We start from the raw sequence: 17,275 nt of genomic DNA, 5'->3' as shown, positions 1-17,275 counted from the left end.
CAAGCTCCAATAGTCTTAGGAATGAGAATTAAATAACTTCCACAAGATTGTGGGACGGGCGGGACGCCCATCCCACAATAACAATTAAAATTGTAAGTTATTTAATTCGCGATCCTTACTTCTTCAAATTAGCAGGAGGAGTTTCAGGTACAACCCAGTAGTAGACTGTTCTGCCGTCCACTTTTACTACTTGCTCAGGTTTCCAGTCGCCCATATCGAATTCATGGGACACAATGCGCGTACCTGGTTTTAGACTGAGTAATTTGGGGCGCAGTTTTACGTTGAGTTCTGGCAGGAGATAAAGCGTGACAACTGTTGCCTCACTGAAGTCTGTTTGGAATAAATCTTCCTGACGAAACTGGACACGATCGGTAACGCCAGCCTTTTTGGCGTTCTCGTTAGCTTCTCGAATGCGTTCTGGGCTGATGTCAATACCAATGCCCCGCGCGCCAACCTTTTGAGCGGCTGCAATCACAATCCTACCGTCGCCACTACCCAAGTCGTAAACTACGTCATTGGCTTGCACGTTTGCCAGCCGCAGCATTTCATTCACAACCGGTACAGGGGTTGGAACGTAAACGACATCGGGTTGACGGGTGGGAGCTTCTGTTGTGGGGCTAGGAGTCGCTTGAGCCACATCGGAAACAGAATTAGTTGGGGATGCGGCAGCCGGAGTTGGAGCCACTGTCTCAAAGTTACGTTGTTGGGTACAGCCGATCGCAGCAAAACTGAAAATGCTAACGCCAACAAAGAATGATTGCCTAATGGTTTTGAGTTGCACGATTGTAAATCTCCAAAAAAAGTTGCTATGTAGTGTGACGGGCAAAGGGAATACCCAGTAGAACAACGATGACCCCTACGATCGCGCCGATGCCTGTATAAACCAGGCTGGAATAGAGCAAGTAGCCACAAATGGCGCAGAACATTATGGGAACGATCGGGTAAAACGGTACGCTAAACGGGCGTAGTCGATCGGGTTCTCGAATGCGTAAAACAATTAACGACAGGGTGCTGATCAAAAAGAAAAACCAGAAGATGGGCGCAGTGTAGTCCACCATTGTTTCAAATCCTTTGCGGGTGAAGGTTCCCAGCCCAATCAGGGTCAGCGCGATCGCACCTTGCAATAAATAAGCGGTTGTCGGTGAACTCGGATGCGGGTGCCAGCGTGCCAACCAGCGAAATGCAGACCTATCCTGCCCCAGAGCAAAGCTGCTGCGTGCCCCCGTAAAGATGCTGGCGTTGATCGACCCCAGGGTGGCGGTCACAACCAGTAAACTCACAAACGCGGCTCCCGGTTCACCCAGCACTCGCCGCAGTAAATCTGATGCAACGGCTTGAGAGTCGGTCATGCCTGCGATACCCAATCCCCGCAGATATGCCAGATTAATCAGCAGATAAAGTCCTGTAATGATGCCAATGCTCCAGAGGAATGATCGCAAAATATTGCGCTGTGGGTTGTGAATTTCGGCAGAAATGTAAGCGGCTTCATTCCAACCACCATAGGACAGCAGCACGAAGACCAGCGCTAAGCCCCAGGAAGAGGTACGGGAGGCATCGGAGGAAAGGGCCGGGACGGGAGGAGGGGAGGATGCCAGACCCACTACGATGACCAGCAGTAAGCCTAAAACGAGTATCACCGCTAGCCCGTTCTGGAGGCTTTTACTCTGGCGCAGTCCAATGATGTTGAGCATTGTGAGCAGGGCGATCGCGACTGCTGCGTAAATTGCAGGGGAGTAGCCACCTAGTCGAAATAGCTCAGAGGCATAGTCGCCAAACACAAATGCCAGCAGCGCGATCGATCCAGTCTGAATCACGGTCATGCGTGCCCAGGCAAATAAAACTGCGATCGGTTGCCCAAATGCCCGTTTCAAGTAGTAGTAGTTGCCGCCGACATGGGGATATGTCGTGGCCAATTCGGCGTAGCAAAGTGCCCCCAGTAATGACACCACACCGCCTATCAGCCAGACTCCTATGACACCACCAACCGTTCCGGTATTAGCCGCGACCAGAGCAGGGGTTTCAAAAATGCCTGCGCCGATTACTAGCCCGACAATCAGGGCGATCGCATCAATTAGACTAATAGAGGGTTTTGGAGTCCCTGTTTGGGGTTCGTTACGTTCCACCAGTGCAGTGTTCTCTAATCTATCCACAGTTTTAGCTTCTCAACGAGTAGAATTTTTTACGACACCCAGGCTTAAACCAATTTCCGTTTTGCCCAAAAGTCCGGCGCCGACTCAGAAGAATTAGAATTCCTGCGATACCAGAAATTAAATAAAAAGAGTTGCTGGAAACGTGAACTGTTCATCCTTAAAAATCTATTTAGGAGAGGGTTGACAATCAAGGTCTACTCTTAGCTTCCACAGCAAATGTGACTCAAAGGTGACAATCCCCACATTTTTCCAATTAATTACTGGGAGCCTATCGATATTACAGAAGACAAAATTTCTAGTCCTTCTCATCACCAGCACTAAATCCCTGCTTGGGATCGGCGGTACTCGATCTATTTCCCACTCGCCAATGGTGGAGCAATTTTTCGCTCAACCGCTTAGTTCTTCATCCGGTAGCTGATCAATTTACGGACATTTTCAACCGGCATTGCTAATTCTTGGGCGATCGTTGCTTCGACCTGACTGGTTTGGGTAACAGGAAACTCGTATTCCAGCTTCTTTAGAGTTGAGTCACTGGTGTTGACAAAAATAGTGGTAACACCCAGGCTGCGATCGATTTCTGCATTTATGGTCAAGATTGTTACTGGTAATCTCCGATTTAACGGTCTATCTGCCAGTAGTTTGTTGACAGAGTTATACGGACGGCTTAGAGTTTGGGCCGCGATGAAGTTACCTGTAGTCCAGAATAAGGCTGCTACCAATGGCAGAGGTACCCAAAATTCCCAGGCAGCGCGGTGTAGAAGTGGTAGGATGCGAGGTAAAGTCATGGGAATGTTGGATTTTAGATTTAGATTGCTCGAAATAATCGGGAGAAACTACCAACATTTTAGTTAGCAACTGATTGGCATAAATCTTACCTGTGATGGATGCTTTTCCTAAATTTCTTCTCTAACATACATAAAATTTGCCGAACAATGGTTAGACGGATGCGAATTCTCCTGGTAGAAGACGATGTAGATCAACTGGAGCCACTTCAAGCTGCTCTCTCTGAGGCTGGACATATTGTCGATGGTGTAGAAGATGGGGCGACGGCCCAGTGGATTTTATCGAAGCGGGACTATGATCTGTTGATCCTTGATTGGTTATTACCTGAGATCAGTGGCTTAAGCTTATGCCAGCAATACCGCCGTCTGGGAAAAACGGCCCCGGTGTTGCTGTTGACTGCCAAAGATGCGATTGTTGACAAAATTAGCGCTTTAGACGCTGGAGCCGATGATTATCTCATCAAACCCGCCGATGTGTTTGAACTGCTGGCACGGGTGCGGGCCTTGGGACGACGATCGCCACTTTGGAAAGGGGATACTTTACAGGTTGAAGATATGACTCTACATCTATCAACGCTGACTATTGAACGGGGGGAGCAAAGTATGCAGTTATCGACTCGTGAATTTCTATTTCTAGAGTATCTGATGCGCCATCCTCGTCAGATACTCTCCCGCAGCCAAATAGAACAAGCCTTGTGGGAGTGGGGCAACGAACCTGAGAGTAATGCGATTACTGTCCTAGTGCGTCGTCTGCGGCAGCGATTGCAGATGATAGGTGCTGTCAGTTGGCTAGAAACCGTATATGGTATGGGATATCGCTTGAATCCAGATGTTTAATCGTAGCCGCCGCAATCTGGCCCACTGGTTTACGCTCTCGATGGGGGCTATTCTGATCGTGTTTGCCGGGATCATTTACTACCAGCGAGCGGTTAACAGCTTAGAAGAGTGCGATCGACTACTCTACAAAAAAGCAAGAGTCATGGCTGCCAATATTGACTATGGTTTGCGGCAGGGAAAAGAACACATCGATCTGAGTAACGTTCCGATTCTTGGTAATTATTCTCCTCCCTCTGGCAGTGAAATTGTTTACGCTAGGTGGTATTCAGCGACTGGACAACTGCAACAGTTTTATGGGGCGCAGCCCTCGGATCGGATTCAGGCTCGCGCGGCGTTTCAAACCATTGAGTCTTCCCCCGAGTGGCTGCGACAATTAACGCTTCCGGTTGACTACAACGGACGCACGATTGGCTACCTCCAGATTGCCATCCCTTTGACGGATGCTCAGAAAACACTGAGAGAGTTACTGATTGTGATGGTGATAACATTGCCCTTGACTCTGGGCGCGATTAGTCTAGTAGGTTGGTTTTTAGGCGGATTGGCTATGCAACCGATTCAAAACGCCTATGTCCAAATGCAAAGATTTACGTCTGATGCTTCCCACGAACTAAGGGCACCGCTTGCCACCATACTCAGCAATGCCCAGGTTGGCTTACTCAGCCCAGTCGATGCCGGCGGGCCTAAGCACTCTCGATTGGAAAAGATTGCTGAAACGGCTAAGTCGATGAATCGGTTGGTGACTGATCTCTTGTTTTTAGCACGACAGGCAGGACAGTTAGATGCAAAGTCGATTCAATCGATTCACTTGAATGACCTGTTAAAAGATACGATCGCCACTTCATCAATACAGGGTGTTGCCCAGCATTTAAGCCTTCATTTAGAACTGCCTGAAGAGAGAGTTATCATCAAAGCCAATTCTGATTTATTAAAACAAGCTATCACTAATCTACTCACCAATGCCTGCAAATATACCTTACCTGAAGGAACAGTGTGGCTGCGGTTATTGACTCAATCTCATCGCATTTTAATTCAAATAGAAGATACGGGAATCGGCATTCCCGATGTAGATTTGCCACACATTTTTGACCGATTTTACCGAGTTGATGAGGTACGAACACGGAAGAAAGGCGGCTCTGGATTGGGATTGGCGATCGCCCAGCAAATTGTGGAAGCTCACGGCGGACACCTAACGGTAAGTAGCGAGGTTGGGAAAGGTTCTCTGTTTCAAATAGAACTGCCCCTGTCAATCGATTTTAGATTTTAGATTTTAGATTTTAGATTTTAGAATTGAAGCATTGACCCAGCCCAAAAACCGATACCGTGCCACGTACTTAAGTCGTGGAAATATAAAAATTTTAGACTCTTGTTCAAGCTCCCAGATTGCATCTGTGGGGTAAATCTAAAATCTAAAATCTAAAATCTAAAATCGACTGACCCCACGGATAAATTCGGGGGCTCCTTTATCGGATACAGGTTTTTTATTTCTGGACTGATGAATCACGTGGCGGGTATCCTGGATGCGGGAATTGTCATAGAAGATATCCTGCGGCTATAACGGGGACATCGAAGATTGTCACTCTTGAATCACAGTTGCGATCGATTGTGTAGTTGCGGTTTCAGCCGCCGAGGGGAAAGTGCGCGACTTTATTAACTTCTACAGCCGATCGCACTTTTGTCGATCTGTCGCTGTCGCGCACCTACTCCCAAATCTGAAACAATCAGATTTAATCACGAGTTAGCAATTAGCAATTACTAATCACCAGTTAGCAATTAGCAATTAGCAATTACTCTATAAGTAATTACCAATTACCAACTGTAAACTATTTATTCAACGCTTCGCGGGCGGCTACCGCTTCGTCGGGATGAATATTCAAGCGGGTCAAATTAATTCGACCTTTGTTGTCAATTTCTCGCACTTTGACAATCACTTCATCGTTCACAGCTAACTCGTCTTCCACTTTCCCAACGCGGTAGTCAGCTAACTGGGAAATGTGAATCATTCCTTCTTTTCCGGGCAAAATTTCCACAAAAGCGCCGATCGGAATAATTCGAGTTACGCGGCCGACATACACATCTCCTGCATTCAACTTGCGCGTCATGCCTTGGACAATGTTGTATGCCCGCTGAGCTTTTTCGCTGTCGTTGCCAGCAATTGTCACGGTTCCGTCGTCTTCGATGTCTATTTTGACACCGGTTTCTTCGGTGATGGCTTTGATCGTTTTGCCACCTGGCCCAATTACCAAACCGATAAATTCTGGATCGATTTTCAGGGTTAGCAAACGCGGTGCAAACGGCGACATTTCCTTGCGGGGAGTGTCGATGCTTGCCAGCATTCTTTCTAAAATGTGCAGTCTGGCGGGTTTGGCTTGGCGGATGGCATTGGCAATTACATCTAAGGGCAAACCTTTGATTTTCATGTCCATCTGCAAAGCAGTAATCCCGGTGTCGGTACCGGCTACTTTGAAGTCCATGTCGCCTAAGAAGTCTTCAATTGCCTGAATGTCAGTCAAAATTCGGACTTCATCGCCTTCTTTAATTAAGCCCATTGCCGCGCCGCTGACGGGTTGGGAAAGGGGAACGCCTGCATCCATTAATGCTAGGGTTGAGGCGCAAACTGAACCCATTGAGGTGGAACCGTCGGAAGAAAGGACTTCTGAAACTACGCGAATCACGTAGGGGAAATCTTCTTTGGATGGCAAAACCGGCAGTAAAGCGCGTTCTGCGAGGGCTCCGTGACCGATTTCACGGCGTCCGGGCGATCGCATCGGCTTGGTTTCTGCTACCGAAAACGGCGGGAAATTGTAGTGATGCAGGTAGCGTTTGTCTTGCTGTGGGTGCAAGTCGTCTCCTAAGTCTTGGGCGTCGCCTGGGGTTCCCAGGGTAGCTGCAGACAAGACTTGGGTTAACCCCCGATTAAACAACCCAGTGCCGTGTACTCGCGACGGCAGCACGCCTACGCGACAAGAAACGGGTCGCACCTCGTCTAGCTTGCGGCCGTCTACGCGGATGCCATCTTCGAGGATTTGTTTCCGCATCATTTTTTTGGTAACGTCTTTGAAAACGTTGCCGATCGCCTTGCTGTTGGCGGTGGCTGCTAGTTTTACCGGATCGTCTTCGGCAAGTTCGGCGATCGCAGCTTCGACTTCATTTGCCTTAACTTCGTCCAATGCTGCATTCCGTATTGTTTTGTCTTTTTCAAATCTTGACAAAATGATGCGGATGGGTTCTTGGGCGCGATCGCGAATAAAGTTTTCCAGGGCCGAATCTTGCGATGGCCGTTCCTCTACCACCAAATCGATGCCCAATTCCGCCATAATTTCGCGCTGGGCTTGAATCAAGTCACAGGCTGCTTCATAGCCGAAGTCGATCGCCTCGATGATATCCTGTTCCGGCAATTGGTTAGCGCCAGCTTCTACCATGATTACTCCGTCAGGAGAACCAGCTACCACGAGATCCAACTCGCCTTCTTTGATTTCGCTGTAGGTGGGGTTGATGATGAAATCGTCCCCTACCAAACCGACTCGCACTGCAGCCATCGGCCCGTAAAACGGCATTTTCGCCAGCAGTATCGCCACCGAAGCCCCCGTCACCGCCAAAACGTCTGGTGGCACTTGTTCGTCCATCGAAACCGTTGTGGCTACAACTTGGATGTCATCTCGCAGCCAGCTTGGAAATAGCGGACGCAGCGGTCGATCGATCAAACGGCCAGTCAAAGTCACTTTTTCTGGGGGGCGCCCTTCCCGGCGCAAAAATCCACCGGGAATTTTACCGCCAGCGTAGAGTCTCTCTTCGTAATCCACCAACAGGGGCAGGAAATCAATTCCTTCTCTCCCCTGGGATCGAGTCGCTGTCACTAAAACCGCCGTGTCACCCGACTGAATCAAAACTGCACCGCCTGCTTGAGGCGCTAGTAAACCAATCTTCAGTCTAATATCCCGTCCATCGAAGGATATTGACTTGTCTATCTCTACCATGTAGCACTGCTTCCTTATCTACCACATTCTTTCTCTGTCGGGATCGTAACATTACCACAGGATGTTTGAGAGTCCGACGCCAAAAGACAGGGATAATCGCCTCGCGATCGACTGTCTGCGTCTCGATTGTAGGCATTTATACTCTAAATTATTTTTTGCAGTCTGGGGTCGATGCTTCGGTCGATCGTCCGCTAAACGCCTTCCATAGATGGTACGATGAATTTTCGTTTGGGAATTGGGACGTTGAAGGAAGAAGGAAGAAGGATTTAGTTATCTAAGCCAGGGAATAAGCGGTAAGGTGTGCCATAAGTACCTAAATACACAGGTTCTACCTAATTCCTATCTGGGTCAATTTTTCCTCGGTTTGTTTTAAATAAAAATTTCATTTATCCATATAAATGCTGTAGTCAACCTCGCACTTAAATACAAATATCAGGGTAAAAAAATATGGCTATTTTACACGGCAGTTGGCTCGTAGAGAATGAAAAAAGTTGCTTATTTATTTGGGGAGAAACTTGGCGAAAAATTGGGGCAATTGAAACCATAGAATCGGGGATAAATTTACCGCATCCCTTAGCAATGACCGAATCGGAATTTAAGACTTTCCTCAATTCGTTACAGCAGTCGGGAAAACTAAACTGGCAATTACCGGAAACCGCAGAAACTCCACCGGAAAAAAGCAAAAAAACTAGGCGATCGCCCAAAACTCAAAACGCAGAAATTCCCACCCCAGACTCCTCAATTCAAAAGGAAATTCGGGCGATCGCACTTCCCACCCAAATCTCAGAATCCAATGCAACCCTGATGCCGCAGCACTCAGCAGCAGCACTTGAGGAACCCGCTAAAACCGAGGAAATTTACCTTTATCCCTGGCAAGTCGAGGGTTTTTGTCTCAACCCTCAAGCAGCTTTTGTTTTCTTGCAATCACTACCGCTTAACAGCACGGAACCAGACTCTTTTGTCGGCTCAGATTTGCGTTTTTGGTCTCATATTGCTAGGTGGAGTTTGGATTTGTTGGCAAGATGCAAATTTTTGCCTGGATTGGAGAAACAGCCCGACGGTTCTGCTATTGCCACATGGCAACCCCTGTTAGATAGTTCTACAGATACACTCCGCCTCGCCACTTTTGTCAAGCAAATGCCGACAGCTTGCAGAACATATCAATCGAAGGAAGGTTCGGCAGCGGATTTTGTAACGGATGTAACGGATGTAACGGATGTCAGTCCGGTGTCCGTCGGAAGAAGGAAGAAGGAAGAAGGAAGAGGGGAAAAGGAAGAAGGAAGAGGGAAGAAGGAAGAAGGAAGAGGGGAAAAGGCAGAAGAAGGGAGTCAATTGCCTTTAGCGGTGGATTTGCCGATGGGGGCGGAGGAATTGGTGTTAGGCTTTTTGAGTAGTATTGTAGATAGTCAAGTGCGATCTGCTGGTAGCTCTACTTTAGACATCAAAGCAGTTTCTCCTGTGCGCGAGTGGCTGCAAGCTTTGCAGCAGGAATCTGGGAGAGTTCAAGTAGAAACAGCAGCATTGGAAAACTTGGCAACCAAGCTGACTGCTTGGACTGCACCGCTGCAAAATCAATTATCTCAACAAAGTCAATTTCGCACTTGCTTTCAACTCATACCGCCGTCTCCTGGTAAAGCCAACTGGAATTTAAATTATTGCTTGCAAGCAGCAGATGAAAACGAATTTTTGGTAGACGCGACAACTGTTTGGAACAACTCTGTCGAGCGTTTGGCTTATGCGGGGCGGACAATAGAATTGCCTCAAGAAACTTTGCTCAGCGGCTTGGGTTTAGCCTCGAAACTTTATCCGTTAATTGAACCGAGTTTGCAAGCACAGCGGCCTCAATCTTGCCAATTAAATCCGCTGCAAGCTTACGAGTTTATTAAGTCTGTAGCTTGGCGGTTTGCTGATAGCGGGTTGGGCGTAGTTTTGCCGCCGAGTTTGACAAAGACGGATGGTTGGGCGAGTCGTTTGGGTTTGAGCATTCAAGCGGAAACAACCCCCCCCAACCCCCCCTTAGTAAGGGGAGGCGCTGGAGAAACTAACCCCCCCTTAGTAAGGGGGGGCAAGGGGGGGTTGGGATTGCAAAGTCTGCTAAATTTTAAGTGGGAATTGACGATCGGCGGACAGCGCCTTTCTAAGGCAGAGTTTGACAGATTGATTGCGTTGAATTCGCCTTTGGTGGAAATTAACGGCGAGTGGGTGGAGTTGCGCGCGCCGGATGTGAGGGCTGCTCAAACTTTTTTTGCTAGTCGCAAAGAGCAAATGACTCTTTCTTTGGAGGATGCTTTGCGTTTGGCGTCGGGCGATTCTCAGATGATTGAGAAATTGCCTGTGGTGAATTTTGAGGCTACGGGTCAACTTCAGGAATTGTTGAATACTTTGAGCGATAATCAAGCGGTAAGTGCGATCGCAACTCCGGCTAGTTTCCGAGGACAATTGCGGCCTTATCAAGCGCTAGGAGCAGGCTGGTTAGCATTCTTAGAACGCTGGGGTTTGGGTGCTTGTCTCGCGGACGATATGGGTTTGGGAAAGTCGATCGAGCTAATTGCCTTCCTGCTGCATTTACAAGAAAAAGATTCTTTAGAAGCGCCGACATTACTGGTTTGTCCGACATCGGTATTGGGCAATTGGGAGCGGGAAGTCAAGAAATTTGGCCCGACGCTAAAAGTGTTAGTTCACCACGGAGACAAACGCGCTAAAGGCAAAGTATTTGCGACGGCAATTAAGGGAAAAAATTTGATCGTTACCAGTTATGCGCTAGTGTTCCGTGATGCTAAAGAAATTCAAGGCATTAAGTGGCAAGGATTGGTTTTAGATGAAGCGCAAAATATTAAAAATTCTGAGGCTAAGCAGTCGCAAGCAGTGCGACAAATCGAGGCATCTTTTAGAATTGCGCTGACGGGAACTCCGGTGGAAAATAGACTGCAAGAATTGTGGTCTATTTTGGAGTTTCTCAATCCTGGCTATTTGGGGCCGCGCAATTTCTTTCAGCGCCGATTTGCAATTCCGATCGAGAAATACGGCGATCGGGAATCTTTGCAGACTTTGCGATCGCTCGTTCGGCCTTTCATCCTCCGCCGCCTGAAAACTGACAAAGAAATCATCCAAGATTTGCCCGAAAAACAGGAGATGACTGTATTTTGTGGGCTGGCGACTCAACAGGCTGCATTATATCAGAAAATAGTCGAAGAGTCAATAGCTGAATTAGACTCAGCCGAAGGCATTCAGCGCCGGGGAATGATTCTGGCTTTGCTGGTAAAACTCAAGCAACTTTGCAACCATCCGGCTCTTGTCAAAGCAGAAGCTAAGCCGAAAGAATTGGAGATTAAGAGTCAGGAATCGGGGAAATTGCAGCGGTTGGTGGAAATGTTAGAAGAGGTGCTCGCTGAGGGCGATCGGGCTTTAATTTTTACTCAATTTGCCGAATGGGGAAAACTCCTGAAACCGCATCTAGAACAGCATTTAGGGCGAGAAGTTTTGTTCTTGTACGGCGGAGTTAAGCAGCAGCAGCGGGAAGAAATGATCGATCGCTTCCAGCACGACCCCCAAGGCCCGCCGATTATGATTTTATCTTTAAAAGCTGGTGGTACTGGTTTGAACTTAACCAGAGCAACCCACGTTTTCCACTATGACAGATGGTGGAATCCCGCAGTAGAAAATCAGGCAACTGACCGCGTATTTCGCATCGGTCAAACTCGCAATGTGCAAGTCCACAAATTTGTCTGCACTGGTACGTTAGAGGAGAAAATACACGATATGATCGAAAGTAAGAAAGCTCTAGCCGAACAAGTTGTCAGCGCCGGCGAAAACTGGCTCACCGAACTCGATACAGACCAACTTCGCAATTTACTAATCCTCGATCGCAATGCTATTATAGAAACCGAAGAAGAATAATGTGCTTAATTACCAATTCCCAACAGCACGACACGGATGTCACGGATACACGGATAGCTGTTTTTTCCTTTGTGACCGAAAGCATCCAGGATACCCGCCACGTGATTCATCCGTCCAGAAATAAAAAACCTGTATCCGATAAAGGAGCCCCCGAATTTATCTCGCGCAAGTCAATGCTTCAATTCTAAAATCTAAAATCTAAAATCTAAAATCGATTGACTCCAGTATCCCAATTACCTGTTTGGCCAAGGCCCGATGCCCAATTCCCAATTCCCGATTGAAGCCAGAAGGAAGAATGAAGAGGGGAAGAGAAGGAGATAGGGAAAATTCCCTGTTTGGCCAATGCCCGGTTCCCAATTCCCAATTCCCTGTTTGGCCGATTCCCGATTCCCAATTCCCAATTCCCGATTCCCAAATCTAAAATCTAAAATCTAAAATCTAAAATCGAATGATTGACAGAGAATGGTGGACACAACAGTGGTTAGATTTAATCAATACCTACCGCTTCAAAAAGCGCTTAGAACGTGGCTGGCAATACGCGCGCGAGGGAAAAGTTCTCAGCATTAAATTTCCCAATCAAGAAGTAATTGCCATAGTTCAAGGCACCGATCCAAAACCCTATCAAGTTTCTTTAGGACTCGATACATTGAGCGATGAAGATTGGGATTATGTGATTGAAAATATGTCGCAAAGAGCAGTTTTTTCAGCTAAACTCTTAGCAGGAGAAATGCCGCACAATATTGAGGATGTATTTGCGGCCGCCGGCAAAACGCTATTTCCGTTAAGTTTATCTGATATTCGATCGCGCTGTAGCTGTCCTGACCCGCAAAACCCTTGCAAACACATCAGTGCAGTATACTACTTATTGGGCGATCGCTTCGGCGAAGACCCTTTCGTACTGTTTCAACTGCGGGGGAGAACCAAAGAGCAAATCTTGACAGCACTTCGTCAAAGACGGGGTACGGAAGGAGAGGAAAATACCCAGCTAAACAAGGGTGAAAATTCCCCTACTGCGAATGCTAAATTGCCGAAGGTCGATCGCTTTTGGGAATACAATCAGCAGCTAGAATCATCTTTAGTAGTAATTGTACCGCCGCCCAGCAGCGAAACAGTATTAGATATCTTAGGCCCAATTCCCATCGCCACCGACGGAAAAGGAAGCGCTAGCAAATCCTCGCCCGCCTCTGACGCACTCAAGCAGCATTTTAGCAAAATCTACCAAGCAGTTAGCCAGCAAGCAGTTTTAGCAGCACTGAAACGGGGCGAAGGAGATTAACCTAATGTATTCCCAGAGATGATACAAGAGATTATGGCTGATAACAAATCAAGCTTTAATACCCATTTTATTCTTGAGTTTCTCTCTGCTGGAACGAGAGTTTGTCTAGAATAGATTTCAACCGAGGAGTCTTACTTTTGGCAATTTCAGTTTATACTTCCCGCAAATTACTCATAATTTCTATCAATTCCTGGGGGCTTTGAATCAAAAAATCAGGATTGTGTGCCACCAAAGCCTCCTCAGAATTAAAACCCCAACCTACAGCAATTACCTTAATTCCGGTTTTTCGAGCAGCTTCTATATCTCTAATCTCATCTCCCACATAAACGACTTCTTTAGCATTTATATGTTCGGTTTTTAGCCATCTATTAATAACTTTATGTTTGCCAAAAGTTGAGCCAGAGTAAATAAACGTGAAAGTGTCTTGCAAAGCATTTTTTTTCATCGATTCCAAGACATTTTCTCTGGAATTAGATGTGATAATACCCAGTTGAAATCCCTGTTTTTTTAACTCCAGTAAAACTTCTTTAATCCCCGGAAATAAACGAATGTTGGGGATTTCGCTGCGTAACTCCGCTTTCAACATTCTAATCAACAGCGGGAATTTGAAGATAGAAATACCAGAATACTGAAGGACTTGCCAAGAAGTTAAATTGCTCAGTTGAGCGATTTGCTCTTTGGTTGCAGATTTAAAGCCTAATTCGACTGACAAACGGTTGGTGATGCTTAGAAGAATATCGATTGTATCTGCTAAAGTGCCGTCAAAATCAAAAATAATTACTTTGGTCATTGGACAATAGCAAATAAGGAACGGGGAAGCATACAATTTTAGATTTTAGATTTTAGATTTTAGATTGGGAATTACTTACTGCATAATGTATTTGCTCTTGGCGCTCCGTACACACCCTAGGGTTATTATCTATAGGGTAAGGTGCACCCTAAGCACCCTGAGCGCGAACATCTCAACTTTTAAGGGTTAATTTGATTGGCTTTCGCATTTCGCCGCAGCATTTCGGGTTTTATGCGCCGCAGCGCCGAAGCTGTAAATCTGCGGTTCCATTCTTCGTCGGAGATGTCGGCTAATTCTGCAAGTGTCGGTGCTATGTTTTCAGGATAAGGCTCAAAGTCTGCAACATCAGTTGGTTTAGCAAATCGCTGATTCCAAGGACAAACATCCTGACAAATGTCGCAACCTGCTACCCAGCCTTGTAAATTAGATGCAATTTCGTCGGGCAATTTTTCGGCTCGATTCTCGATCGTGTGATAGGCTATACATCGATCGGCATTCACCACAAAAGGCTCAGTAATTGCTCCCGTCGGACACGCCTCTATGCAGCGAGTGCAAGTGCCACAATGTTCCGTATGAGACTCATCCGACGCTAACTCCAGATTAGTCAAGATTTCGCCCAAAAACACCCAAGAACCGTATTCGCGCGAAATTACATTACCATTTTTGGCAATCCAGCCAATCCCGGCACGCTGCGCCCACATTTTATCCTGAACTGGTCCGGTATCAGCATAATACCGCGCTTCAATTCCCTCGCCTTGCGATCGCACCCAATTTGCCAAAAGCTTCAGTTTTTTGTGCAAAATTCTATGGTAATCCCGCCCCCAACCGTAGCGAGAGATTTTAGCATATTCGATCGCTGCATCGTCCCCCCCCTCCCACAGGGGATTTGCGGGGCGTTGGTGGGGCGTGTAGTAGTTGATGGCGACACATATTAATGACTGCACCTCTGGCATCACCAATTGAATATCCTGCCGTTTCGGGTTTGCCATCCATGCCATATCCGCCTGATAACCCTTGTCCAGCCAAGCTTGCAATCTTTGTTTTTCTATATCAAAATCCGTGTCTGTTGAGGCTATCCCGACTTTGTGAAATCCCAACTCAAGGGCTTTTTGCTTAATGCGATCGCTATTAATTGATTTTTTCATCACGTAAGAAACCACTGCACAATTTGTGCCATAAGTCTAGTAACTTTCAGAGTAATTTTCGGACAGTATTGATAATACTTTGGCAATCTTTATATTTATAAGTTTGAACTCCAAAATGTCAAAAATGTTACATAATTTAATTTAGGGAGAATTCGATTCGCTAATTCAAGTACGCAAGTAAAACCGACAGCGAATCCCACAGCATACATATGGCAGTTAGTATTCAATCAGCTCAATCTATTTTCTCCAACACCGAGATTGCTAGCGTTGTTCCGGCTACCACGGAAGCGTTCTACAAACTCAGCGTTGAAGACCAACTAGCCTTGCTCTGGTATGCCTACACCGAAATGGGCGTTTCCATCACCGCAGCAGCACCGGGAGTAGCCAGCATGGCCCTTGTCGAAGGCATTCTGAGCGAAATCAAGCAAATGTCGCCTGCTGCTCAAAGCAAAACTATGTTTGACCTAGCCAGCAACGCCGACACAACAATTGGCCGGATTTACACTTCTTTGCGGGTCAACACCAAACTCGGTTTCTGGTACGAGTTGGGTCAGTTGATGAAACAGGGCGTTGTCGCTCCGATCCCCGCCGGCTATCAAATGTCTCCCGAAGCCACCGCAGTTCTCGAAACCATCAAGCAACTAGATCCGGGTCAGCAAATTACCGTACTTCGGAATACCGTAGTTAACATGGGCTATGACCCTGCTTTTAACCAAGAGTACGGCAAACGCTCAGCCCCCCGCAGCACTCCCACCGCTCCAGAAGAGCGGGTGAAAACCCAAATTGAGGGTATCAGCGAGCAGACAGTGCTCAGCTACATCGACTACATGAACGCCTTCGACTTCACCCCAGCCGTCGGTTTATTTGCTGAAGAAGGTGCCCTGCAACCACCTTTCCAAAAGCCGATCGTTGGTCGCGACGCTATCCTCAACTATATGCGCGAAGAGTGCGTCGGACTGAAAATGATGCCCGAGCGAGGCGTATCGGAACCCGCAGAAGATGGCTACCGCCAAGTGAAAGTCACTGGCAAAGTCGAAACTCCCTGGTTCGGATCGAATGTGGGTATGAACATCGCGTGGCGGTTTTTGCTCGATCCCCAAGGTCAAATTTTCTTTGTGGCGATCGACTTGTTGGCATCTCCGAAGGAATTGCTCAATTTGATCCGCAAATAGAATATTCTGGTTGGCTCTGTTAAACAGGCTTGCCCAAAAACCCAGATGCCTTTAGGTGTCTGGGTTTATAGCATTTTAGGTTTTAGATTTTAGATTTTAGATTCAATAATTGAAGGATTGGAAATGACTGATGGTATCAGAGTTTGCCGGTTGGCTAAACTTGCATTTTTTGAAAGTAGTATTGATTTTGGTCGATCGCTCCCAAAGCTGCGATCGACCCTCTCCGGTTCCTCCTTTTTTAGGAGAATTATTTTCCTAGCCCTACTTATATCTTTTGAGGGATTTGCTGCGACAAAGAGAATGATTAAAGTATACTCATTCATTTGAAATCACTTGTTTTATGACCGCAACAACTCGACCTATTTTAACTACCTCTATAAAGATTGCAGGTATCACAATGCCAGGGATACTGCAATATTTTGAAACTTTAAACGCGGGCGATTTTGACGCGACGGCTAATTTATTTGCAGATGACGGGGTGCTGCACGCGCCGTTTGAAGATCCCATTATCGGCAACATTTCGATCGCCACTTATCTCAAAAAAGAAGCGCGAGGAATGCAGCTAGAACCCCAGAAAGGTGTCAGCCAAATTTTAAAAGATGGCAATGTAGAAGTTCAGGTCAGCGGCCGGGTGCAAACTTCCGCCTTTGGTGTTAATGTCGGATGGCTGTTCTTGCTCAATTCTGACCAAAAAATCCTTTCAGTCACGGTCAAACTGTTAGCTTCTCCCCAAGAATTGCTAAATCTGCGGTCGCAGACGAAATTTGATGTTTGATAATCTGTTTCACATTTAAATTGTTTGTTTTGGTTTGACCTGTCGATCGAATGTAATGGCTCAAGCCATCATTATTTTTGCGCGCAATTGAGGCAGAAACCGGGTTTTTTATCCAAATCTCCAGTGAAGCGCCGTCAACCGTTGAAAAACCCGGTTTCTTGATTATTTGCGCGCAATTGAGGCAGAAACCGGGTTTTTTATCCAAATCTCCAGTGAAGCGCCGTCAACCGTTGAAAAACCCGGTTTCTTGATTATTTGCGCGCAATTGAGGCAGAAACCGGGTTTTTTACCCAAATCTCAGGTGAAGCGTCGCTAACTGTTCAAAAACCCGGTTTCTTGGGTATTTGTGCGATCGGGACTGTACCCCTACAATCTTACAGTCTCGCCTTGGGCTGACAATAAAGCATCCAGGATACCCGCCACGTGATTCATCCGTCCAGAAATAAAAAACCTGTATCCGATGAAACTTGCCGAACG

At 46.8% G+C, this 17,275-nt stretch carries 13 protein-coding genes; 7 read left to right on the top strand and 6 right to left on the bottom strand.

Going from position 1 to position 17,275, the window contains the following annotated elements:
- Window positions 1–115: 115 nt before the first annotated feature.
- The 3 genes from QUA88_RS18710 to QUA88_RS18700 all read right to left on the bottom strand — a co-directional run bounded on the left by QUA88_RS18710 (window position 116) and on the right by QUA88_RS18700 (window position 2,935).
- Window positions 116–781 (bottom strand): methyltransferase domain-containing protein, encoded by a 666-nt coding sequence (locus QUA88_RS18710; protein WP_333232253.1) that lies wholly within the window; start codon window positions 779–781, stop codon window positions 116–118.
- 25 nt (window positions 782–806) lie between these two features.
- Window positions 807–2,150: an amino acid permease gene (locus QUA88_RS18705; protein ID WP_333232251.1), complete on the bottom strand. Its 1,344-nt coding sequence runs from the start codon at window positions 2,148–2,150 to the stop codon at window positions 807–809.
- A gap of 395 nt (window positions 2,151–2,545) precedes the next feature.
- Window positions 2,546–2,935, bottom strand: a complete 390-nt coding sequence (locus QUA88_RS18700; RefSeq protein ID WP_333056441.1) for a hypothetical protein — start codon at window positions 2,933–2,935, stop codon at window positions 2,546–2,548.
- A gap of 159 nt (window positions 2,936–3,094) precedes the next feature.
- Here QUA88_RS18700 and rppA point away from each other — a divergent pair, with 159 nt between their 5' ends.
- Entirely contained in the window at window positions 3,095–3,769 is a 675-nt protein-coding gene (gene rppA / locus QUA88_RS18695; RefSeq protein ID WP_333056440.1) for a two-component system response regulator RppA, read from the top strand.
- Entirely contained in the window at window positions 3,762–5,033 is a 1,272-nt protein-coding gene (locus QUA88_RS18690; protein ID WP_333056439.1) for a HAMP domain-containing sensor histidine kinase, read from the top strand. The genes rppA and QUA88_RS18690 overlap by 8 nt, the downstream gene beginning before the upstream one ends.
- A 556-nt stretch (window positions 5,034–5,589) precedes the next feature.
- Here the strand turns inward: QUA88_RS18690 and QUA88_RS18685 are convergent.
- Complete coding sequence (locus QUA88_RS18685) at window positions 5,590–7,743, bottom strand: polyribonucleotide nucleotidyltransferase (protein ID WP_333056438.1); 2,154 nt, start codon at window positions 7,741–7,743, stop codon at window positions 5,590–5,592.
- A 447-nt stretch (window positions 7,744–8,190) separates the two neighbouring features.
- Here QUA88_RS18685 and QUA88_RS18680 point away from each other — a divergent pair, with 447 nt between their 5' ends.
- Complete coding sequence (locus QUA88_RS18680) at window positions 8,191–11,640, top strand: DEAD/DEAH box helicase (RefSeq protein WP_333273086.1); 3,450 nt, start codon at window positions 8,191–8,193, stop codon at window positions 11,638–11,640.
- Between the two features lie 448 nt (window positions 11,641–12,088).
- On the top strand, window positions 12,089–12,916 hold the full coding sequence (locus tag QUA88_RS18675) for an SWIM zinc finger family protein (protein WP_333056436.1): 828 nt from the start codon (window positions 12,089–12,091) through the stop codon (window positions 12,914–12,916).
- 151 nt (window positions 12,917–13,067) lie between these two features.
- On the opposite strand, the gene QUA88_RS18670 is transcribed toward QUA88_RS18675, so the two are convergent.
- Together QUA88_RS18670 and queG are read right to left on the bottom strand one after the other, a co-directional pair.
- Window positions 13,068–13,706 (bottom strand): HAD-IA family hydrolase, encoded by a 639-nt coding sequence (locus QUA88_RS18670; RefSeq protein WP_333056435.1) that lies wholly within the window; start codon window positions 13,704–13,706, stop codon window positions 13,068–13,070.
- A gap of 179 nt (window positions 13,707–13,885) precedes the next feature.
- Window positions 13,886–14,851, bottom strand: a complete 966-nt coding sequence (gene queG / locus QUA88_RS18665; RefSeq protein WP_333056434.1) for a tRNA epoxyqueuosine(34) reductase QueG — start codon at window positions 14,849–14,851, stop codon at window positions 13,886–13,888.
- 209 nt (window positions 14,852–15,060) lie between these two features.
- Between queG and QUA88_RS18660 the strand changes: the two genes are divergently transcribed.
- The 3 genes from QUA88_RS18660 (at window position 15,061) to QUA88_RS18650 (ending at window position 16,798) form a co-directional block, all read left to right on the top strand.
- Entirely contained in the window at window positions 15,061–16,023 is a 963-nt protein-coding gene (locus tag QUA88_RS18660; protein ID WP_333056433.1) for an orange carotenoid protein N-terminal domain-containing protein, read from the top strand.
- Between the two features lie 130 nt (window positions 16,024–16,153).
- Window positions 16,154–16,282 (top strand): hypothetical protein, encoded by a 129-nt coding sequence (locus QUA88_RS18655; protein ID WP_333056432.1) that lies wholly within the window; start codon window positions 16,154–16,156, stop codon window positions 16,280–16,282.
- Window positions 16,283–16,420: 138 nt separating this feature from the next.
- Window positions 16,421–16,798: a nuclear transport factor 2 family protein gene (locus tag QUA88_RS18650; protein ID WP_333056431.1), complete on the top strand. Its 378-nt coding sequence runs from the start codon at window positions 16,421–16,423 to the stop codon at window positions 16,796–16,798.
- Window positions 16,799–17,275: the final 477 nt, after the last annotated feature.

Source organism: Microcoleus sp. D3_18_C2 (genome assembly GCF_036702395.1).
Lineage (GTDB): Bacteria > Cyanobacteriota > Cyanobacteriia > Cyanobacteriales > Microcoleaceae > Microcoleus.
This window is presented reverse-complemented; position numbering and strand designations above follow the sequence as displayed.